At 32.8% G+C, this 22,539-nt stretch carries 21 protein-coding genes and 1 pseudogene; 8 read left to right on the top strand and 14 right to left on the bottom strand.

Going from position 1 to position 22,539, the window contains the following annotated elements; genetic code table 11:
• Positions 1-35 precede the first annotated feature (35 nt).
• From AC1EUY_RS04940 to AC1EUY_RS04930, 3 genes are read right to left on the bottom strand one after another with little or no spacing between them, the layout of a single operon-like run.
• On the bottom strand, positions 36-977 hold the full coding sequence (locus tag AC1EUY_RS04940) for an NAD-dependent epimerase/dehydratase family protein (RefSeq protein WP_480194397.1): 942 nt from the start codon (positions 975-977) through the stop codon (positions 36-38).
• A 10-nt stretch (positions 978-987) separates the two neighbouring features.
• On the bottom strand, positions 988-1,857 hold the full coding sequence (locus AC1EUY_RS04935; RefSeq protein WP_480194396.1) for a sugar phosphate nucleotidyltransferase: 870 nt from the start codon (positions 1,855-1,857) through the stop codon (positions 988-990).
• Positions 1,858-1,864: 7 nt separating this feature from the next.
• On the bottom strand, positions 1,865-2,986 hold the full coding sequence (locus tag AC1EUY_RS04930) for a GHMP family kinase ATP-binding protein (RefSeq protein ID WP_480194395.1): 1,122 nt from the start codon (positions 2,984-2,986) through the stop codon (positions 1,865-1,867).
• 204 nt (positions 2,987-3,190) lie between these two features.
• On the opposite strand from AC1EUY_RS04930, the gene AC1EUY_RS04925 reads away from it, so the two are divergent.
• Complete coding sequence (locus AC1EUY_RS04925) at positions 3,191-4,240, top strand: substrate-binding domain-containing protein (protein WP_480194394.1); 1,050 nt, start codon at positions 3,191-3,193, stop codon at positions 4,238-4,240.
• Between the two features lie 2 nt (positions 4,241-4,242).
• Here AC1EUY_RS04925 and AC1EUY_RS04920 read toward each other — a convergent pair whose 3' ends face one another.
• The 3 genes from AC1EUY_RS04920 to AC1EUY_RS04910 form a co-directional block, all read right to left on the bottom strand.
• Complete coding sequence (locus AC1EUY_RS04920) at positions 4,243-4,884, bottom strand: sugar-binding protein (protein WP_480194393.1); 642 nt, start codon at positions 4,882-4,884, stop codon at positions 4,243-4,245.
• 457 nt (positions 4,885-5,341) lie between these two features.
• Positions 5,342-7,282, bottom strand: a complete 1,941-nt coding sequence (locus tag AC1EUY_RS04915; RefSeq protein WP_480194392.1) for a DUF4091 domain-containing protein — start codon at positions 7,280-7,282, stop codon at positions 5,342-5,344.
• A 657-nt stretch (positions 7,283-7,939) separates the two neighbouring features.
• Positions 7,940-8,524: a hypothetical protein gene (locus tag AC1EUY_RS04910; protein ID WP_480194391.1), complete on the bottom strand. Its 585-nt coding sequence runs from the start codon at positions 8,522-8,524 to the stop codon at positions 7,940-7,942.
• 322 nt (positions 8,525-8,846) lie between these two features.
• Here AC1EUY_RS04910 and AC1EUY_RS04905 point away from each other — a divergent pair, with 322 nt between their 5' ends.
• The 4 genes from AC1EUY_RS04905 (at position 8,847) to AC1EUY_RS04890 (ending at position 11,668) form a co-directional block, all read left to right on the top strand.
• Positions 8,847-9,365: an RNA polymerase sigma factor gene (locus AC1EUY_RS04905; protein ID WP_480194390.1), complete on the top strand. Its 519-nt coding sequence runs from the start codon at positions 8,847-8,849 to the stop codon at positions 9,363-9,365.
• A gap of 127 nt (positions 9,366-9,492) precedes the next feature.
• Positions 9,493-10,197 carry a FecR family protein gene (locus AC1EUY_RS04900; RefSeq protein ID WP_480194389.1) on the top strand — a complete coding sequence of 235 codons (705 nt, stop codon included), beginning with the start codon at positions 9,493-9,495 and terminating at the stop codon, positions 10,195-10,197.
• Positions 10,198-10,367: 170 nt separating this feature from the next.
• Positions 10,368-10,802: a transposase gene (locus AC1EUY_RS04895; RefSeq protein ID WP_480194388.1), complete on the top strand. Its 435-nt coding sequence runs from the start codon at positions 10,368-10,370 to the stop codon at positions 10,800-10,802.
• Entirely contained in the window at positions 10,766-11,668 is a 903-nt protein-coding gene (locus AC1EUY_RS04890; RefSeq protein ID WP_480194398.1) for an IS3 family transposase, read from the top strand. The genes AC1EUY_RS04895 and AC1EUY_RS04890 overlap by 37 nt, the downstream gene beginning before the upstream one ends.
• Before the next feature lie 70 nt (positions 11,669-11,738).
• Here AC1EUY_RS04890 and AC1EUY_RS04885 read toward each other — a convergent pair whose 3' ends face one another.
• The 6 genes from AC1EUY_RS04885 to AC1EUY_RS04860 all read right to left on the bottom strand — a co-directional run bounded on the left by AC1EUY_RS04885 (position 11,739) and on the right by AC1EUY_RS04860 (position 18,374).
• Positions 11,739-14,009, bottom strand: a complete 2,271-nt coding sequence (locus tag AC1EUY_RS04885; protein ID WP_480194387.1) for an aconitate hydratase — start codon at positions 14,007-14,009, stop codon at positions 11,739-11,741.
• Between the two features lie 200 nt (positions 14,010-14,209).
• Entirely contained in the window at positions 14,210-14,485 is a 276-nt protein-coding gene (locus AC1EUY_RS04880; RefSeq protein WP_480194386.1) for an ATP-dependent Clp protease adaptor ClpS, read from the bottom strand.
• A 139-nt stretch (positions 14,486-14,624) separates the two neighbouring features.
• Positions 14,625-15,452: a M57 family metalloprotease gene (locus tag AC1EUY_RS04875; RefSeq protein WP_480194385.1), complete on the bottom strand. Its 828-nt coding sequence runs from the start codon at positions 15,450-15,452 to the stop codon at positions 14,625-14,627.
• Between the two features lie 204 nt (positions 15,453-15,656).
• A complete protein-coding gene (gene prmA, locus AC1EUY_RS04870; protein WP_480194384.1) occupies positions 15,657-16,505 on the bottom strand; it encodes a 50S ribosomal protein L11 methyltransferase in 849 nt (282 codons plus the stop codon).
• Positions 16,506-16,534: 29 nt separating this feature from the next.
• On the bottom strand, positions 16,535-17,293 hold the full coding sequence (tpiA, locus tag AC1EUY_RS04865; RefSeq protein ID WP_480194383.1) for a triose-phosphate isomerase: 759 nt from the start codon (positions 17,291-17,293) through the stop codon (positions 16,535-16,537).
• A gap of 4 nt (positions 17,294-17,297) precedes the next feature.
• Entirely contained in the window at positions 17,298-18,374 is a 1,077-nt protein-coding gene (locus tag AC1EUY_RS04860) for an ABC transporter permease (RefSeq protein ID WP_480194382.1), read from the bottom strand.
• 99 nt (positions 18,375-18,473) lie between these two features.
• On the opposite strand from AC1EUY_RS04860, the gene pyrF reads away from it, so the two are divergent.
• Positions 18,474-19,283: an orotidine-5'-phosphate decarboxylase gene (gene pyrF / locus AC1EUY_RS04855; protein WP_480194381.1), complete on the top strand. Its 810-nt coding sequence runs from the start codon at positions 18,474-18,476 to the stop codon at positions 19,281-19,283.
• Here the strand turns inward: pyrF and AC1EUY_RS04850 are convergent.
• Positions 19,280-19,795: a GTP-binding protein gene (locus AC1EUY_RS04850; protein ID WP_480194380.1), complete on the bottom strand. Its 516-nt coding sequence runs from the start codon at positions 19,793-19,795 to the stop codon at positions 19,280-19,282. The genes pyrF and AC1EUY_RS04850 overlap by 4 nt on opposite strands.
• An 82-nt stretch (positions 19,796-19,877) precedes the next feature.
• Between AC1EUY_RS04850 and der the strand changes: the two genes are divergently transcribed.
• Positions 19,878-21,182 (top strand): ribosome biogenesis GTPase Der, encoded by a 1,305-nt coding sequence (gene der / locus AC1EUY_RS04845; RefSeq protein ID WP_480194379.1) that lies wholly within the window; start codon positions 19,878-19,880, stop codon positions 21,180-21,182.
• 1 nt (position 21,183) lies between these two features.
• Complete coding sequence (locus AC1EUY_RS04840) at positions 21,184-22,227, top strand: SMP-30/gluconolactonase/LRE family protein (protein WP_480194378.1); 1,044 nt, start codon at positions 21,184-21,186, stop codon at positions 22,225-22,227.
• Here the strand turns inward: AC1EUY_RS04840 and AC1EUY_RS04835 are convergent.
• Positions 22,224-22,379, bottom strand: a pseudogene (locus AC1EUY_RS04835) (MBL fold metallo-hydrolase); the annotation flags it as partial. The gene AC1EUY_RS04840 and the pseudogene AC1EUY_RS04835 sit on opposite strands and share 4 nt — an antisense overlap.
• Positions 22,380-22,539: the final 160 nt, after the last annotated feature.

Here is a 22,539-nt window from a genome sequence, read left to right as displayed (position 1 = left end):
TATATAATCAAAGGTGCTTAGAGATATCATGTTGTTTAGGTATTAATTATTAGTTTGCTATGATAGAAATCTATCGTTTCTTTAAGTGCTTTTTCTATTGTATAATCTGATTGAAAACCCAGCTTTTTAAATTTTGAAACATCTGCACAAGAATGTTTAATGTCTCCAGGTCTTTCTTCTAAAAATTGAATCTTAGATTTAGAGTTGGTCAATTCTATAATTCTTTCTGCTAATTCTAAAATGGTCGTGCTTTGCCCTAGCGCAACATTATAAGTACCATTGCCTTGCTCTGATGCCAATATATTAGCTTTTACAACATCTTTTACATAGATAAAATCACGAGTTTGTTTACCATCCCCAAAAATTGTGATCGGTTGATTTTGTAATGCTTTGCTAATAAAAATGGGTACTGCCGCTGCATAAGCAGACTTTGGATTTTGTCGGGCTCCAAAAACATTAAAATATCGCAACGATGTTGTTAGAACACTCCATTGCTCATGATACATTTTTAAATAATATTCACCGTCTAACTTTGTAATTGCATAAGGAGTTAGTGGCTCAGGTACCATATGTTCAACCTTAGGTAAAACAGGGTTATCACCATAATTAGCAGCTGAACTCGATAAAACCACTTTACAACCATTATTGTTCTTTGCAGCTTCGAGTATATTGATGGTACCCATGGTGTTAATCTGAATGCACTCATTGAGCTTTAATAATGACTCTGGAACACTTACCAAAGCTGCTAAATGAAATATACAACTACAATCTTTAGCCAATTCATTCACTAAATCTTTGTTTCTGATGTCCCCTTCAACAAATTTCACATCCAGATTATGTAGGTTTTCTTTAAAACCTGTTCTTAAACTATCTAAAACCACAACTTCATGGTCTTCTCCAGATAAATATTCTGCAATATGACTGCCAATAAAACCAGCACCACCAGTAATAAGGTATTTTTTTCTTAATTTCTTCATTCTACATCAATTACCATTTAAGTTCTGTATAATTTTTCTTTAGATACTCTTTGACTACTACTATATCTTCTTTCGCTGTTAAATCGGGCACATGTTCTGAAAATGGAATTCCTAAAACTGAGTTAGGATTATCTTTTAGCATATTTAGTAAAGCAGTAGGCAATTCCTTTTCATCTCTTTCTTGATTTACAGGACAGTTTTCAAGATAGGGATACAACATTACTCCACTAAATTTAAAAGCATTCATACTCACCCTTAATTTTCCAGAAGAATCACGGTAATTTTCAACTTCTTCTTGTTTTGGTTTTTCTATAATACCTAAGAGTAAGTTCTCTTCTCCTAGTTTTGCCAAGGCAAACCGAGAGATTCTTTCGGGAGGAAATTCTAAAGCATTGCGTGAATAGCTTATAAAGGCATTTTCACTATTTGTTATTCTCAATGCATATAATGCCTCATTGGAATATAAATTATCACTGTTACAAACTGTATAATATTCATTATTTAATTCAGGATATTGTTTAACAGCCTGGTACAGCGCATCAGCAGTACCAAAAGGTTTTATCCTACCTTTCGGTATGTATTGAGTAGCAAATGATATAGTAAGGCCATGAAAATTATTACCTTTTTGTTCTTTACCATAAAACTCTTTAAAAAGAGCACCTTGCTCACTAATCACAATATAAATATTCTTATACCCTGCTAATTTTGCATTGTACAAAAGATAATCCATGAGTGGTCTTCCTGCCGCTCCTACTCCAATAAGTCCTTTACTTCTTTTGTTTGCTTGAGCTATTTCTTCTTCAGACAACTCTTTTGAAACACTTTGCTTCTTCATTCTTGAAGACGCTCCTCCTGCCAGTATAATTAAATTTTCATGCATTTTGTACTTATTTTTCTAGTGAAACTTCTAAATTATCAATAATTCGTGCACCAGGATCTACTTCTACTTTGTATGCATCTTTTCCTCCTACGTTAATGATAGCATCTATTACTTTCTGCTCTTTTCCTTCTGGGGCTAAAACGACAATACTACCTCCTCTGCCAGAACCTACTATTTTTGCTCCGTAAGCTCCTGCATTTAAAGCACTGTTAATCATCGCATCAATTTTTGGCACAGTTATTTTTAATACATCTCGTAAAATTTGGTGATGTTCATTCATTAAATTTCCTATTTCCACATAATCTAAATGCTCTTTTCTTAATTCTTTCAATGCCCTTTGTGTAATATCGTGATTTGATATAGCTGCATATAAGTAAGGTTCAAGTCTGTCTGGTAAACGGTTAAGCAGATTGTTCAAATCACTTTTTTTGGCTTTCCTAATATCAAAATCTTTATGAGTTTCTTTGACTTTATGAATTGCCAGCCAAGCTTTTTCTTTTAATTCCTGGAGTACACCAATGGTCTTTTTTGGAATTCCTGACTCTCCTATTATTAAACCTTTAATGGATTTATCAATAACCTCATATCTAAGGTCATTTCCAGTCTCCAAGTATAAGACATTGCCTAATCCGATACTATATTGGTCCATTTTACCTCCAGGCGATCCATGCTCAACTACTTCAGCTTCATAAGCCAATTGTGAAACAAACTCTGGTGTAACTATTTGATTAGAACCAAATGCCTCTAACAAAAACTTCACCCAAGAAACTACTACCGCCGATGAACTTGAAGTACCTGCATTAATAGGTAAATTCCCTTTTATAGTTATATCATACCCTTTGGTTGGAATGCAACCATTTCTTTGCAAAACCTTTATAGCAGATAAAAGGTGATCACCTTTTTCTACCACATTAATTTCATCCTTAATACATATAACCCTTTCTTGATTAATATCGGGTTTTTTTATATTGAAAAAATTACTGTTATTCTCCTCGGCTTCCAACATGATATACCGGTTAATGGCACACGCTATTATGGGTAAACCAATATAGTCTTGATGATCGCCAAACAGACAAGTTCTTCCTGGAGCAATCGATATTATTTTATTTTTCGATACAATATTTTTCAACTATTTGATTATTAATTATTTATGTTTGTTTTATTTTAATAAATCTTTACAAAATATAAATCTTTATGCTACGAATATAAGTCTGAAAATTTTTAAAACCTAGTAAAAATAAAAAAATGTGCTCGAACACATTAAATTTATGGTATCGAGCACATTTTTCTAATTAATTACATATATTTGATTTTCTTCAAGCTTGTTGGTACAATGGAAAATAAAAAATATAGAATAAAGGATATTGCTAATCTTGCTGGTGTCTCAAAAGGAACTGTTGACCGAGTATTACATAACCGAGGAAAAGTTTCTGAAAAGGCTTTGAAGGCTATCAATAAGGTACTCAGCGAGATTGATTATCAGCCAAATATTTTAGCTAGAAGCTTAAAGAATAGCAAGATTTATACTATATGTGCTTTACTACCTGACCCAGAACAAGATAGCTATTGGCAATCCTGTGTAGATGGTATTCATCAAGCTATAACTGAATTCAAATCTTTTGGCATCTCTGTAGAAACCTATTTCTTTAATCCAACAAGTACTTCTTCTTTTCGAAAAAAAAATAAAACTATTTTAGACTTATGTCCTGATGCCGTGTTATTGACTCCTCTTTTTCATAAGCAATCAATGCAACTAATAAAAGCGTATCGTGCAAAAAACATACTTGTTAGCATCTTTAATGATCAAGTTGATTCTACATTGGTTAAAAATTATGTCGGCCAAGATCTTTTTAAAAGTGGAAGGGTGGCTGCAAGTTTAATGCAGTCAATAATACCTAAAAATGCTTCATTGACCATTATTCATATTGAAGAAGCCGTTAATAATGCCATTCATATGCAACGAAAAGAAAAGGGTTTTAGAAGTTATTTTGGCAATTTTGAGGAAAATAAACCTAGTATAACTACACTAAATATTAAAAACTTAGGTTTTGAAAAAACACTTGCAAATTACCTCAACACAAACCTCAAAACTGACGGAATCTTTGTTACCACTTCAAAATCTTATAAAGTTGTGCAGGTTTTGGCAGACTTAAAAAACAAATCTACTAAAGTTATCGGATATGATCTTTTAGAAGAAAATATAACCTATCTAAAGGATAGGAAAATTGATTTTTTAATTTATCAGAATCCCAAACAACAGACCTACTTGAGTATTGTTTATCTCGCCGAGCACTTCTTGTTTAACAAACCAATACCTAAAGATAAACTCTTATCTATAGATATTATTAATTCTGAAAATATTGATTCTTATTTGATTCAATAATTTTACGCTAATTGCAGAATACCAAATGATTCGGGGACATGAAAATCAGGTTTATCAGTTTTAGGATCAATCCATGACACCCACTCTGGCCGATAGATTGCTCCTACTTTGAAGTATTTTGCTCGAAACAATCCTACCTGAAGTTTATCGTCTTGAATTAAGTATAATTGTTTTAAGGATTTAATTGATATAGCACCTTCAACGGTATAGGACTCATGAGATATGTTTGACCTCAATTGTATCGCTTCTTTAGGCCAATTCCAATCAAAATCAAAATCTCTACCTAAACGAGCCTTGAAATCCATTAATCTTCCCAGGCTATCAATCTCTAAACAATAATAAGGGTTTAAATTATTATCTTTTTTAAAAAATAATTCTACCCTATCTGAAGCATTAATACTTTGAAAACTATCATCTGCTTTTTCTATATGAATTGTATTGCCGTAAGCCTTAAAATAGAAAAAGAAATTTTTAGCGTCGTATAATGCTCTAAATTCTGTTTTCAATTGAAATGACGTATTCCAAGGCAAAATGAAATCTGTCAACCTAATTGCTTCATGCCATATTTGATTATCAGCTTTTCCATTAATAATCAATTTACCATCACTTATCCTTTTGACAGTGTATGCTTTAATTTCTTTCAACTTTCTTAAATTACTGTCTAATTATTTTATACATATAAGTTCTATAATTTGAACTAATCTTTAAAAAATATATACCTGAGGTAATACTATCTGGAATAGTTATTTTATTAATGCACTTTATACCATTTCTAATTCTAAATGGCTCAATTAAAATACGCCTTTTCACGTTAGGAAAAACGCATCATTTTTCTACTGTGTAATTTAGCATCAGAACTGGTATTAGGCATTTGTGACTAATTGCTCAGCTTTACTTGTGCTAACAAAATTAGCATTAATATCATTCAATTGGTTCAAAATTTCTTGATCATTGAAGCCCGACGAATTTAGAGAGTTGATTTTAGTATACTCACTTTTCATAATCCTCAACACCCTCTCCAAGCATCTCAAAACGACTACTAGATACTATCTGGGAAATAGTATTTGATCTTCTTCCCTTTTTTTTGACAAACAAATCTTTTTAATCATATTTGCCCACAAGAATTTTCCTAGAAGTTATTAAGTCAATCACATTTTTATATCTGCCGTCTTGATTTCTAGTTGCCAATTCTATGGCTTTGTTAAGAGAATCAACTGCTATTTCTCCTTTATCTTTGACCAATGAAAATAATTCATAGTCTTCAATTCCCTCTTTTAAAAGCTCCCATCGAATGGAGGATATAGGTCCGTCTTCTCCTGGGTAAATTTGATAATCATCTCCTTGCGTATGAAGAAAAACGGGGTTGTTGAAAGGATCTGAAGTCCAATTATTGTAAGCCCACCTCAAATATCCATCTGCTCCATATTTAAGAGCAAGCCAAGGAATCATTCTTGACTCTATTGCAGGCGAAAAAGTTAATGAGTTTGGATGTGCAGGTTCTGCACATAAATAGAATGTTGTAGTCTTGCCTTCCTTTTTCCGTTTTTCTATTGTCGGAATTACTGGAACCGCAGCTTTGCTCTCTAAGGGTTGTCGAGGATAAAACATGTACGAAATAGACAGATTTTGCGCATACTCCGTCGCCTCTGGATGACCTGCCACAACAATTCTATCTAAAAATCCAGGTGAGGCTTCTTTGATAATTTCCATTAATTTGTCCAGTATTTCCTTTGGTTTTTCGTCAAACCCTAGATACGTTTCCTCATACCATCCCTTTTGAGTAAGGTGGTTCTGAAAATCCTCTAAAAAAACTTCCCAAATATGTGCGTAATCTGGGTCATTGACATTCAAATAAACTTCTTCGACCCTATTGTTTTCTTCGTTCCAATAAGTGATTTTTTGATCTGTATGAAATGGGGTCAATGAATAGGCATTGATATTTTCCCTAATGCCCACTTGCTTAGCCAGTTCAACATATTTATCAAATACGCTGTAATCGAATTTCCAAATTCCATTCTCATCTTTGATCCACTTGACCATACTTTCATATCCAAATTCAATTTGAGATCTGGTAGTATTATTTATCCATGGTTTATGCCATGGTTCATGCGTTATAGTTGTAGTAATATTCTTTCCACCCCTTGATGCATAATCTTTTAGATATTCAGCTATTAAGTCCCAATGCTCTCCAGACCAATGAGGTATTTTATAATATTTAGCGATAGCACTAGGGTTTATCCAAAGATCTAAATGAAATTTATAATTATTATAATCTGGTAATTGAAAATCATCAACCTGTACAATCAAATTATACTCTTTGACACCAAATTCTTTGGTTTTAATTTTTAATTTGCCTTTGTACGCTGAGGGTTTAATATCTTTTGGAATATTAAAGGTTATCCAAATTGGTTGTGCTCTGTAAGCAGGGACACTTATTTTATCAATTTCTATAAGTGGATCAGCCACAAGATTTGGGTTCATATTTCCCGACACTTCTTCACCTATAATTTCTTCATACTTTGGTGACCAAACATATTCACTTCTAGCTCTTTCTACGGGTACATATTTTACAAATCTTACTTGTATATTTTTCTTGTCAAAAAAATGTCCCTCGTTAGTTTTGAGGTTTTCAATTGTAAGCTCCAGATCAGTGATATCTTCTTTAGCGGCAATAGCAATTTGAGATGAAATTTGCTCATTCCTAACTCCAGAAATCTTGAGTACTATATCCTCTGTTAAAGGTTTAATGTTGAAACTTTCAAGGGCTCTATTTTTTTTTAACTCGTCATCAGAAAACTTGCGTGGAAATCTAGGTACTTTAATAAGGGATGACGTTTGAAAATTGTTAGTAGGCACCCAAATATTCAGTTCATCTAATGGTAGAGCTTCATCTACGTTCAATTTTAGCCATTCAGGAACAGACTCAACAGGGTCTAAGTTATTTGCTTTTCTTTCAACTGTATCTAATTTCGGATTAGCACAACACAAACTAATAACAAAACTTATAAGTAAAATAAGGTTTATAGTAGATATTCTTTCCATTTAATAAGGAATAAGATTTATAGCTTACCAAAGAAAACATATACAAAATATAATTGAGGTGTTATTTCTGTATTTTAAGGGGGGTGTTTTAATTAAAATATCAAATACAGAAAGACAAATAGCTTCACTTAAAACCGAAAAAGCGCTACCTGTATAACACAGATAGCGCTTTTTACTTATCATGAATTGGAATTTTATACTTGATTCTAAAGTAAAGGGAGAAAGGATTTGTTTTTTCGACTTTAAAAAAAGCTACCTAAAGAAGCTAATCTATAGGCAGCTTACCTAAATTAATTCACAGCAATTTTCCCTTCATCAAAATGAAACTAACAGAAACTAATTTTTATATAATATAAGTTTTAAAAGATATAAAAATGATTCAATAAATGTTTCTTTTTAGGGACCCAGCACGTGAGTTTACTTTATGTTTCACTTATTATTTAGTGAATCTTTTAAAACTAAAATATGTCAGTTTGAACTTGTTATTTGATCGTTATTAGGTAGCTTTTTAAATTGCTATTAATGACTTTCACTAATAAAACAACAGGACATAAAAAGTTCCTACCTTAAAAATAATTTTTTTATATTATATTTTATAATTGTTTGATTTTCAGTATTTTAAATTGAAGGATTTTTATCTGCTATTTATCACACTAATTAACTACCAGAACATTGTCCTAAAATATCCCCGTGATCTAGGTGAGCGTTTATAGCATTAATACTTACACAAATAGTAGTACCATTATGACATACATATACTTTTTTATTGTTTGAATGACAATACTCATATTCAGTACTACCAGCACATGCGTCTGTGGCCATTTCTAAAGTATTTTCTAATTCTTCTAGCGATGAGATCACCGTTTCTTCTAAGTCAACATCTATTAAAGACATAGGAAAATCTATTTTCAATCTATCCTGCGTAGTTAAACTATTAAAAAAATGTTTGAGATCGTCATCAGATACTACTCTCATAACTTTATAACTAGTATCAGAAGGCTTTTTTACTATAAAATTAAAAGGATACTTATATATAACACAAGAATTGCCTGATTGATTCTCTGAAACAGCATTTTTAATTAATAGCGCGAGACTCGATTGTTTTGTAATATACCCCGTATCTTCTACTAGAAGTACCTCATCTTCTGAGGTATTACAATATGTAAATATGAATACTGACATCATAAGAAGTATAATTCGGTTAATTTTTTTTATGCCAATACTATTTATATCTAGCTTCATAACATTACGTTTTAAATTTCACACTCTTCAACTTTAAACTAAAGCTAGCTCGAGTAAATACACAACAACCCAAGACAGAAAATTCCTACCTAGCCATAATGAAAATATTTCTATTTCAAGCTTCTAGCTTTTTAGTTTGCTTGTTTTTTTATATTTTTGACGCAATAAATAGTTGCTAAAACAGTTATAATCATCAGTGTTTTATAATTATTATAAACCACAACAAGCATAGTTTTTAAATTGTGTATTACTATTAATAATATGTATTTTAGATACTATTTATTAATTTAACCCTAATTACCCAGAAGCTAACCTATAAAATATGGTCAGATCACTAGATACTGATGTGTGTAAAGAACACATATACTCTAAAATGTTTGAAACCTACTCAACAGACCTTTTTAACTTTTTAAGATATCGTTATGGTGAGAATTTGAACCCTAAAGATAAGGTTCAAGAGGCATTTATAAAGTTATGGGATAATTGCAAAAAAGTAACTCCAGAAAAAGTAAAGTCTTTTTTATTTACTACTGCAAATAATATGATGTTAAATGAAGTAAAGCATCAAAAGGTAGTTTTAAAATATCAACAAAGCAAACCAAATAAAGATTATACGCATGAAAATCCAGAATATAAAATGGAAGAATCAGAGTTCATGCAAAAGTTTCAAAATGCTTTGGCTAAGCTAACGGAAGGACAACGTGTAGCTTTTTTAATGAATAAGACTGAAGGAAAACGACATAAAGAGATTGCCGAAATTTTAGGAATCTCTAGAAAAGCCGTAGAGAAACGTATTTACGGTGCTTTAGAAAAGCTGAGACAAGAAATAGATGGTATTTAAAGTAGGAAAAATTTAAAGTGAAATGTTCTATATATATAAACCAAAATATAACAACTTAAAAATTTCTATATTCGCAAGGTAGGAAGTTTCACAACAAGGTTGTTCTATACATATAGAATTTAATTTTATGGAAAAGAGAGCGTTAATACAAAAATGGTTGAGTGAAGAGTTAACAGCTTCAGAAATGGGAGCTTTTAAAAAGTTACCTGAATCTAACTCGTATATAAGAATATCTAATGCTGCTAAGCTATTTAAAGACGAATCGTATGATGTAAAGTCTGAATATGCGAAGCTAAACGATATTCTTGCTAAGAAAAGAGTATCATCAACAAATACAACAAACAATTCAGAAACAAAAACTATCCCTATGTTTAATACATTAAAACCATTGATGCAAATTGCTGCGGTGTTTTTAGTCGGTTTAGGTGTTTATTTTGGTCCGTTTTACGGAAGTACTAAAACCGTTACGACAGCAGAAAATCAAAAAACTGTTACGTTACCAGACGCTTCATTAGTAGCTTTGAATAGTTCTTCACAGTTACAATATGAAAAATCTAATTTCAAAAACAATAGAGTTGTAAATCTTGTAGGTGAAGCTGATTTTGAAGTAAAAGAAGGTTCTACATTTGAAGTAGTAACATGGTCTGGTAAAATTGAAGATTTAGTAGGTACTAAGTTTAGTGTAAAACAACGTGCTAATAATTTTGAAATTATCTGTAAAGAAGGTGAACTTAGTTTTAACTACAAAGGGAAAATAGTTAGATTGCCTGCTGGAAAAAAGTTAAACATTATAGATGGTAAGATTATAGAAGCTAAAAGTAAGCTAGCCTAATTAACAAATTACCCTATACATGCCAGAATAACTCCTTAACATAATTTTGTTTGGGAGTTATTTTTTTATAAAGCATTACCAAATATAAAAACCTCCTAAAAATTTAGGAGGTTTTTATATTGATTGATATGTCCCGTCCTGAAATATCGATACACTAATTTTTTAGTGTAATGAAAAATACCACAAAATCGGGTTATTCCAAAAGAACCCAAAAAGACTACTCGCTTTCTTTTAAGCTTCAAGTTGTAGAAGAAATCGAATCGGGTCGTTTAGACCGATTATCCGCACATTTAAAGTACGGTATTCAAGCGCGTTCGACCATTACTAATTGGTTGCGTAAATATGGTACCTTTGACTGGAACGATTTACCTTTAACTACAGTGTCAAAAACACCAGAACAAAGAATTAAGGAACTAGAGACAAAAGTGAAGCTTCTAGAAAAGCAAAAAGCTCGTGCAGAGCATCTGGCAGAGCGTGCAGACAAGAAAGTTATCATCTTTGATATGCTAGTTGAGATGGCAGAGAAGGAATATGACATTGCTATCAGAAAAAATTATACGCCCGAGTTATTGAACGCTTCCAAAAAGAGCAAAAAGAAACAATAGTTTCTACCTGTAACTTACTCGGGCTAGATAGACAGGTTTACTATCGGGCCATTAAATCAAGGCATCATAAACAATCTGTGGTAAAGCAAGTAATAGCTTTAGTGCAATCAGTACGTGCTGCTATGCCTAAGTTAGGTGCCAGAAAGTTGTATTATATTTTAAGGCATGAGCTTTGTTTATTGAAAGTGGGCAGAGATAAGCTTTTTAGAATATTAAAAGCCAACCACATGCTTATAAAACCAAAAAGAGCGTACCAGATCACTACAAACTCTCATCATCGCTTCAGAAAACACAAAAACATTGTTACTACTATGAAGATTGATAGGCCAGAGCAAGTATGGGTTAGTGATATTACGTATTTGGGCACTAGAAGCAACCCATGCTATCTAGCTTTAGTCACTGATGCTTATTCAAAAAAGATTATGGGATATAATGTCTCTGAAAGTCTTGCTGTGGATGGTAGTGTACAAGCTCTAGAGATGGCGTTGTGTAATAGAACCAATAAGGACTTACCGTTGATACACCATTCAGATAGAGGCTTACAATACTGCTCAAACGAGTATCAAGAATTATTATCTAAAAACTCCATCAAATCAAGTATGACAGAAAAATATGATCCATATGAAAACGCGGTTGCAGAAAGAGTCAATGGTATTTTAAAACAAGAGTTCGATGTTGCTAAACCCAATATTACAAATGAAATAAGATGTCAATTAGTCAAGCAAGCAGTAGCCATTTACAATGATCTAAGACCACATTTATCCAATCACATGATGACACCAAAACAAATGCACTTGCAAAGTCATATTGAAATGAAAACTTATAAATCAAAAAATCTGGTTGAAGCTAGCTTCAACCAGATTTAAATATTAAATTTAATCTTTATTAATCTGTATCGATTATTTAGGACTAGTCAATATCTAACTTTTTATTTATCTAAGCAGCATTCTCCTTTTTAATTAGGTTTAATGCAGAACCATGCTTAAACCAATCTATCTGACCAGCATTATAGGTATGATTTGCCAAAATAGTATCTTGAGATCCATCTTCGTGCTTTACAAGAATAGTTAAGGGTTTACCAGGAGCAAATTCATTTAGATCAACAAAATCAAACGAGTCATTTTCTAGAATCTTGTCATAATCAGACTCATTTGCAAACGTTAGCCCTAACATTCCTTGCTTTTTTAAATTCGTTTCATGAATTCTAGCAAATGATTTTACTAAAACTGCTACCACACCTAAATGGCGAGGTTGCATAGCAGCATGCTCTCGGGAAGAACCCTCACCGTAATTATGATCACCCACAACAATGGTTGGAACACCAGCCGCTTTATAAGCTCTCTGTGTTGCAGGAACCGACCCATACTCACCAGTCAACTGATTCTTAACCGTGTCGGTCTTATCGTTAAATGCATTTACGGCTCCAGTTAATGTATTGTCAGCGATATTATCTAAATGCCCTCTAAAACGCAACCAAGGCCCTGCCATAGAAATATGATCTGTAGTACATTTTCCTTTGGCTTTAATTAACAACTTGGCATTATTAACACTATCTCCAATAGGTGTAAAAGGTGTTAACAACTGTAACCGCTTAGATTCAGGGTTTACAGCTATTTCAATACCAGAGCCGTCTTCTGGAGGCGCAATAAAACCAGCATCTTTTACATCAAATCCATTAGGCGGCAATTCCCATCCTGTAGGCTCATCTAATTTTACTTCCTCTCCATTTTTATTAACTAAGGTATCAGTAACCGGATTAAAATCTAATCTTCCTGCAATTGCAATTGCAGCTACTAATTCAGGAGAAGTTACGAAAGCATGAGTATTGGGATTCCCATCAGCTCTTTTCGCAAAATTTCTATTGAAAGAATGTACTATGCTATTTTTAGGTGCATTCTTAGGATCACTGTAGCGCGCCCATTGCCCAATACAGGGTCCACAAGCATTGGTGAAAATAGTAGCATCTAAATCTTCAAATTTTTGTAATAAGCCGTCTCTTTCAGCAGTAAAACGTACTTGCTCAGAACCTGGATTAATACCAAATTTTGCTTTGGTTTCTAAACCTTTATCAATTGCTTGTTGCGCAATAGAAGCGGCCCGAGATAAATCCTCATACGAAGAATTGGTACAAGAACCTATAAGGCCCCATTCTACCTCTAAAGGCCAGTTATTGTCTTTTGCTTTTTCAGTCATTTCTCTACCAGCATGCGTAGCGAGATCTGGAGTAAATGGACCATTTAAATGTGGTTTCAATTCAGATAAATTGATTTCAATAACCTGATCGAAATACTGTTCTGGATTAGCATATACCTCGTCATCACCTGTTAAATGCTCCTTTACTTGGTTCGCTGCATCTGCTACATCATCTCTATCGGTTGCTCTGAGGTAACGTTCCATAGATTCATCATATCCAAACGTAGATGTAGTTGCACCAATTTCTGCACCCATATTACAGATGGTACCTTTACCAGTACAAGACATGCTTTTAGCGCCTTCACCAAAATACTCTACTATAGCACCTGTACCACCTTTTACGGTTAGAATACCCGCTACTTTTAAAATAACATCTTTAGGAGCTGTCCAACCTGATAATCTACCTGTTAATTTAACACCTATTAATTTTGGAAATTTTAATTCCCAAGGCATCCCGGCCATCACATCAACTGCATCTGCACCACCAACACCTATGGCCACCATCCCTAATCCACCCGCATTAACCGTATGTGAATCTGTACCAATCATCATCCCTCCTGGAAATGCATAGTTTTCTAAAACCACCTGATGAATAATACCTGCACCCGGTTTCCAAAATCCTAAACCATACTTCTTAGAGACAGATTCTAAAAAATTAAAAACTTCGTTACTCGTATTTAAGGCGTTTTGTAAATCTTTTTTAGCGCCAATTTTTGCCTGTATTAAATGATCACAATGTGTAGTAGTTGGTACAGCAACTTTTTTCTTACCTGCTTGCATAAACTGCAATAGCGCCATTTGCGCAGTAGCATCTTGCAATGCAATTCTGTCAGGTGCAAAATCGACATACGATTTACCTCTTTGATAAGATTCCGTCGGCATACCTTGTGAAAGATGAGAGTATAAAATCTTTTCAGATAAGGTTAATGGTTTGCCTGTAATTTCTCTTGCTTTTTCAATACGCTCGCCCATTATTTTATAGGCGTTTTTAATCATATCTATATCGAATGCCATACTTTATTATATTGGTTAAATTAACAGATGCAAAGCTACTCTTTTTTGAATTATTTTTTAAATAATCTTAAAATAAATTCCTTTAAAGGGATAATTATTGAAAAATATGTAATTTTTAATGTTTTTTGATGAAAAATATATAAAAATAGGAAAGAGTTTTTACCAACCTAAAAACAAATTTTTATGTAAATTTTAATGCCTTAAACGATTTCAGCAGATAAACCTAATGTTAAAAGACGTGTGCAACGTGGTTTTAACTCATCATATTCACCTGTTTTAACAGCGCATTTGCCTTTATAATGCACTAAAATTGTACATTGTTCAGCTTGTTCTGGTGTATGATCGCAAACATCAATTAAAGATTCGATTACAAAATCAAACGTGTTGACATCATCATTAAATAAAATAATCTCATGTAAGTTTACTTCCTTTTCTAGGACATCAACTTCTTCTTGGTATTTTTCTCTTGTACTCAAAAACTACTTATTTGTACAAATTTAATAAATAATCATATACAAATAGAGGTGCAACCAACGGTTACACCTCTTCAATGCATGAATTAATTTTACTGATATTAACCTAACTAATTGTTATGAATAGTATTCATATACTTTTTTAGTATAAATAGCGCAAGGCAGTAATATCATTATTATTAAATTCTCCATCAGTACCAGATCTTATACAAGCAAGCATAATAGATGTAGAATCGTATCCTGTAGGTGTACCTGGTATATGTATTGCACCATCTGGCTGAGCAGGCTCTCCAGATTGCCTACAACTTTGACGACTAAACCAATCTGTATGACGTAAACCAACACAATGTCCGATCTCATGAGCCATTAGATGTTCCAAGGTATTATTATCAGAACCTGCCGTACCATATACTTGCACCCATTTAAATGGTCTTCCGTTACTTGGGAAACCAGCTTCACCTCCAAATGAACTTCTAGATGGATTATGGTAAACAACTATATCTTGAGGTTGATAATTTGTTCCAAAAGTAAGATTAAAACGAATATCTAACCCTAATCTATTATAATTATTAATCGCCCATTGCAATCCTGTTTGTTCACCTCTTGAAAGGCCAAATCCGCCACCACCTGTGTAACCAATAACATTAATGGTTCTAAGAGAGACTAAATTATTAGTTCTATATTGTTTAGTCGTAATTCCGTCTCCAGAATCCATGTTCAATATTTGTTCTTTGGTAAACATTAAGTCTTCTTCTACCTTAAACAACTTTTGTATATCACCATTTGGTAATACAAAATCTATTTCCTCTAAATTAATAGGGTTAAAATAATTTGCTTCCAAAGCTTTTACAAGTTCTGGATATTTTTCTTGTACAGATTGCTCTGGAAGAACTACTTCGTCTTCTTTTTGACAAGATGCAAACATCATAAGTACTACAACTGTAATACTAAAAAAATTCAGTTTTTTCATAATGTTAATTTGATTTTGATTATTCGTTGCTCAAGATACTAACAAACATTTGTTAGTTTTAAAAAATTAATTTTTTCTAACAAAATTTAATTATCTGTTAATTTTTTAACAGATTTTATGATTAAATATCGTTATCTAAAAGTATAAAATACAATAATCAAAAATGAATGTTTTTTAATATATACAAAAACTATGAGTTAAATTTTAAAATAAATGTTCGTTAGAAATATACTTAAGCGCTACCCAATTATTTCGCTCAATAATTTTATCGAGAACTAGGTTATATTTTGAAGCTTCTTTATCAATAAGAGGAATATCCTCTTGGTAAAATCCGCTGAGAAGTAAGGTTCCGTTTTTATTTAAACAGTTACTATATATTTTTATGTCTGTTAACAGAATATTTCTATTAATATTTGCAATAATAACATCATATCGCTTATTCAACAATAAGGATGCGTCACCTTGATATACTACAACAGTTGTGCACTTATTTCTTTCGCAATTCTCTAATGAATTTTCATAGCACCAATGATCAATATCTACAGCATCAATGGCTTTAGCACCTTTCATCTCAGCGAAGATTGCTAAGATACCTGTACCACACCCCATATCTAATACCTTTTTATCTTGCAACTCTAAATCGATAAGGTGCTGCACCATCATATGTGTCGTTTCATGATGCCCAGTGCCAAAGCTCATTTTGGGCTCTATGACAATGTCATATTTTAGCTTTGGGTTTTCATGAAAAGGCGCTCGAATACTTACCAGATTATCAACTTGAATGGGTTGAAAGTTTTTCTCCCACTCACTGTTCCAATTTACTTGAGTTATTTCTTCTTTTATAAATGAGATATTAAACTCCTCACTTTTAAGAATAAAAATATTATCTAGAATATTTTCTTGTACATCTTGTTTTTGTATATAGGCAGTAACTCCATTTTTAGTTTCTACAAAACTTTCAAAACCAACTTGTCCCAATTCAGCAATGAGAATTTCTGTTGCGGGTTCTTTTGGAAATATAGCAAAGTGATACGCGATGTAAGTACTTGACATTTATTAGTCTAATTTCTTAAGGTTTCCAATTAAATAGCGTTAATAATCGCTAAAAAATCTTCCGCTTTTAGTGAAGCACCTCCTATTAAACCACCATCTACATCTGGTTTTGAGAAAATTTCTTTTGCATTGCCTGGTTTTACACTCCCACCATATAAAATCGAAACACGATCAGCCACCTCATCATCATATTGATCTTCTATAAGCTTACGAATAAATGCATGCATTTCTTGTGCTTGTTCTGGGGTGGCGGTCTCACCTGTACCAATCGCCCAAACAGGCTCATATGCTAAAATAATTTTATCCCAATCAATAGCATTTAGATGAAACAATGAATCTTGTAACTGCTCTTTTACAATATCAAAATGATTCCCAGATTTTCTATCTTCTAATTTTTCACCAAAACAAAAGATCACTTCCATTTTATGTTCTAACGCCTGTTCAACCTTTCTCGCTAGTAACTGTGCGTCTTCTTTAAAATATTCACGGCGTTCAGAATGACCCAGAATAACGGTATGTATTCCAATAACTTGTAACATATCAGCTGCAACTTCACCTGTGTAAGCACCGCTTTCTGCAAAGTGCATATTCTGAGCTGCAACTTCAATAGTATTATTTCTATTTAATGTGTCTTGCACATAAGGAATATTGATATATGGCGGAGCTACTACAACCCGTATATTTTCATCAAGGCTTCCCAATCCATTACTAATTTCATCAACCAACGTTAAGGAGGCATCTTTCGTTAAATTCATTTTCCAATTACCAGCAACAATTTTTTTTCTCATAATTTTAGTTAAGTTTTACACGTGGATCTAGCCATCCATAAATGACATCCACAAAAATATTGATAATTATAAACATGGTAGCAATAACAAGTACGCTTCCTATAATAATGGGTAAATCTAAGGTATTTAAAGCATTAACGATTTCTTTGCCAAGACCGTTCCAATTAAATATATATTCAACAAATACTGCTCCCGCCAACATAGACGCAAACCAACCTGAAATAGCCGTGATCACCGGATTTAAAGCATTTTTCAATGCGTGTTTTCTAACAATTTTTACCATTGTTAACCCTTTTGCTTTCGCCGTACGTATATAATCTTGATTCATCACTTCTAACAATGAATTCCGCATTAGCTGAATAACAACTGCAAGCGGCCGTATGCCTAAAACAATTGCTGGTAATACTAAATTTTTCCAAACGATGTATTTCCCATCACCAAAATCATCCACTTCATACAAACTACCTGTCATATTCAAGTTCGTGTATTTATGCAATACAAAACCGAAAAACCATGCAAAAATAATTGCTGAAAAAAAGGAAGGCACACTCATACCTAGTGTACTAATTACAGAAATTAATCTATCAAAAAAAGTATCTTTAAAAATGGCTGAAAGCACCCCAAAAATAATTCCGATACTTATTGCAATAGTGATGGCCGAAACTGCTAATACAAAGGTATTTGGTAATGTTTCACCAATAACTGAAGCGACCGTCTTACCATTTTTCTGAAAAGATTCTCGTAAATATGGCCATTTAAGAACCCATGTTTTGTTACCAATAGAAAAAAGCTTTTTAAAACTATATTTACCTTTATCTAAATATGTGTAGTCATCTGTATTCTTAGAATGGATAGAAATTGGTAAAAGATCATTCAGATAATACACGTACTGGGTAAAAATGGGTTTGTCAAAACCATATTTTTTTTTAACCGCCAGCAGTTGTTCGCTATCCTCACGTTGATCAAGCATCATTCTAGCAGGGTCACCAGGAAGCACAGTAAACAAAAAGAAAATAACCGTGACTACACCAAAAAGCGTAAGAAAACCGTAAAAAGATTTGTTTAAAATATAGCTGAACAAGTTGGCTTATTTTTTTGTAAATATAGAGAAACAAAAAGCACAATAGTAATTTTACAGAAATAAATTCTTTACTTTTGCTTAACTATTTTAGCCTATTAAATGACCAAGCAAGACCTTGTTGATCAGATAAAAAAAAAGCAATCTTTTCTATGTATTGGTTTAGATGTAGATCTCGAAAAAATACCTTCGCACTTACTTGAACATGAAGATCCTATTTTTGAGTTCAATAAACAAATTATCGACGCTACACATCATTTAACTGTTGCTTACAAACCAAATACAGCGTTTTATGAAGCGTATGGTATTAAAGGTTGGCAATCATTACAAAGAACTATTGAATACTTAAACAATAAGCATCCCGAAATTTTTACCATAGCTGATGCAAAGCGAGGCGATATTGGTAATACGTCAACGCGTTATGCAAAAGCGTTCTTTGAAGATTTAAATTTTGATTCTATAACCGTAGCTCCTTACATGGGAAGGGATTCTGTAGAGCCTTTTTTAGCCTTTGAACATAAGTTTACCATTATGTTAGCCTTAACCTCTAATGCTGGTGGACTTGATTTTCAAACATTACAAATTGAGAATGAAGCACTGTATAAAAAGGTATTACGAAAATCACTAGACTGGAAAAATTCGAATCAGCTTATGTATGTAGTGGGTGCTACCCGACCCAAATATTTTGCTGAAATTCGTAAGATAATACCCGACCATTTTCTTTTAGTACCAGGTGTTGGCGCTCAAGGCGGAAAATTAGAAGATGTCTGTAAATACGGACTCAATAATGATATTGGGTTGCTTGTAAATTCTTCTCGGGGAATAATTTATGCTTCTAATACAAAAGATTTTGCCAAAAAAGCGCAAGAAAAGGCCTTAGCATTGCAGCAAGAAATGGCAGCTTATTTTTAAGCTCTTAAAACGCTTTTCATAAAACCATCTAATGCTACCATCTGTTCATGCCCTTTCTTTTTTCCCCATCTTCCAAAGAGGTAAAAAAGTATCCATAATACAGGCATCAAAATTGTTAATAATAAGGATAATGAATAATCTTGCTTTAGACTTATATCTGTAAAAAGCATCGTTGCAAAAATTGCAAAAGCCAAAGCTACTCCGAAATGGACAAACATAAAGAGCGTCCATAACGTAGGTTTAGGTCCAAATAAACCTTTTATAAAAGATCTATTATTTTCTTTCTCTTCAATTTCTAGTTGTAATTGAGGAGACCAAAGATGTTCTTCTTGCTTCGGTACATCAATTACCACATGACCTCCAACTATTTTACCTCTAAAGCCTTTTAAATTCTCTTTAAAAACTACGCTAAATTTCTTAAGAATAGCTTCTTTAGACTCACTATACTCAAGAGTGAATCTTGGTTTTAATAAAATCTTGTTTAATTGATTATCAAAAGACGACAATTCCATTATTCTGAGATAGATTCATTTACATCATAAAGTTATCAAATCTATCTCTAATAAATTATCTTTGCACCAATTATAAGTCAATATGGGAAACATAGTAGCTGTAGTGGGTAGGCCTAATGTAGGAAAATCTACCTTTTTTAATCGCTTAATTCAGCGTCGCGAAGCAATTGTAGATGCTGTAAGTGGTGTTACCCGTGATCGTCATTATGGTAAGTCTGAATGGAATGGTAGAGAATTTACAGTAATAGATACTGGTGGATATGTAGTAGGCTCTGATGATATTTTTGAAGCTGAAATTGATAAACAAGTAGAACTTGCAATTGATGAAGCTGATGCTATCATTTTTATGGTAGATGTAGAATCTGGTGTGACAGGTATGGATGAAGATGTTGCACAATTACTTAGAAAAGCTAAAAAACCTGTGCTTTTAGCTATTAATAAAGTTGACAATAATAAACGCCGCGAAGATGCAGTAGAATTCTATTCTTTAGGATTAGGTGACTACTATCCAATTGCGAGTATCAATGGTAGTGGCACAGGAGATTTATTAGATGCACTCATAGAAGCTTTACCAGAAAAAGAAGAGAAAATTACAGATGAATTACCACGCTTTGCTGTTGTAGGTCGCCCCAATGCAGGAAAATCTTCTTTTATTAATGCGCTTATTGGTGAAGATCGTTATATTGTAACAGATATTGCCGGAACTACACGAGATGCTATTGACACTAAATATAATCGCTTTGGTTTTGAATTTAATTTAGTTGACACTGCTGGGATTCGTAGAAAAGCTAAAGTGAAAGAAGATCTAGAATTCTATTCTGTAATGCGCTCAGTTCGTGCTATCGAACATTGTGATGTTACCATTTTAGTTTTAGATGCCACTCGCGGGTTTGAGGGGCAAGATCAGAATATCTTTTGGTTAGCAGAAAAAAATAAAAAAGGAATTGTAATTCTCGTTAATAAATGGGATCTGGTAGAAAAAGATCATCAGACTTCTAAAGATTTTGAAGCTAAAATAAGAAGAGAAATTGCACCTTTTACAGATGTACCTATCTTGTTTATTTCAGCATTGACGAAGCAACGAATTTTTAAAGCTATTGAAACCGCAGTCGAAGTTCATAAGAATAGAACGAATAGAATCTCTACAAGCAAATTAAATGATACCATGTTAGACATTATTAAGCATAATCCACCTCCAGCTTATAAAGGAAAATATGTTAAAATAAAGTTCTGTACACAGTTACCAACACCAACCCCTCAGTTTGCTTTTTTTGCCAACCTACCCCAGTATATTAAAGACCCATACAAGCGTTTTGTAGAAAATAAACTTCGCGAACATTTTAATTTTAACGGTGTACCTATTGTTATTTATTTTAGGAAGAAATAGTATGAAAAAAAAGCCTTTACTTATTGTAGTATTGCTAATTTCTATTATTATCTCCTGTAAACAGGATAAAAAAGAAAAACAGGAAATCGTAGCTCAAAAAGCTACATACAAAACATTAGGTACAATTGAACGATTGAGCCTAAAACTTGATGAATTGATTGAATCAAATACTAAAATTGAAATAATAGCAAAAGGGTTTGATTGGTCTGAAAGACCACTATGGTTAGAAAAACAACAGCAGTTACTATGGCCTGACGTACCACAAAATACTATTTACAGTTGGAAAGAAGGTGAAGATACACAAGTATATTTAAAACCTTCTGGTTATACGGGCGACACCACGAGTTCTAGCAACGAACCCGGTTCTAACGGATTGCTTTTAGATAAAGATGGAAATCTTGTTTTATGCCAACATGGTGATCGCAGAGTAGCGAGAATGAACGCCTCATTAGACTACCCGAAGTCTGAATTTATTACAGTAACTGATAATTATAAAGGTAAAAAACTAAACAGCCCTAATGATGCCGTGTATGATGATAAGGGTAATCTTTATTTTACAGACCCTCCTTACGGGTTACAAGGTTTAGACGCATCTGAGGATAAAGAAATTTCATTCAACGGTGTCTACAAGTTAGATACACAAGGAAATCTTAGTGTAATGGTCGATAGTTTAACAAAACCTAATGGTATTGTTTTTAATCAAAATTTCACAAAATGCTATGTTGCTAATTCAGATCCTAAAAAAGCATTTTGGGCAGTTTATCATATAGATGAAGAAGGTAATTTTAATCAAGGTGAACAGTTTTTTAATGTCACTCATATGGTTGCTTCAAAAAAAGGATTACCAGACGGATTAAAAGTTGATCATCGAGGAAATGTATTTGCTACAGGACCAGGTGGCGTTTTGGTTTTTTCTTCTGAAGGTGAACATTTGGGAACGATCAATACAGAGCAGCACACTTCTAATTGTGCTTTTAATAAAGATAAAACCGAGCTTTTTATAACTGCTAATACTTATATTTTAAGAGTCAAGTTAAAAGGTTAATTCAACTCGATAATTTCGCCATCCTTAAAGAAAGTAGCGTCTAATAATACTACATCGACTCTTTTTATAAATTCAATAATGTTTTTATTCCATTTATCAATATCTAGAATAAACAATGCTCTTTTATTTTGATTATTGATCAAATAACCAACTGTTTCAGTAAATTCTTTAGCATTTAAAGATTTTTACAAAATTTTAGTTTGCTAGGTAAAATCAGGGGTTGCATCAAAACCTCAACTTTCATTTGAAATAGGGTCAACTAAAGCAATAGCACTTACAAATCTTTTATAGTCTAAATTTTCATAAACTTGT

Source organism: Maritimimonas sp. 2210JD6-3, assembly GCF_056591795.1.
The sequence above is the reverse complement of the archived record's forward strand: the minus strand, read 5'-3'. Positions and strand labels throughout refer to the sequence as shown.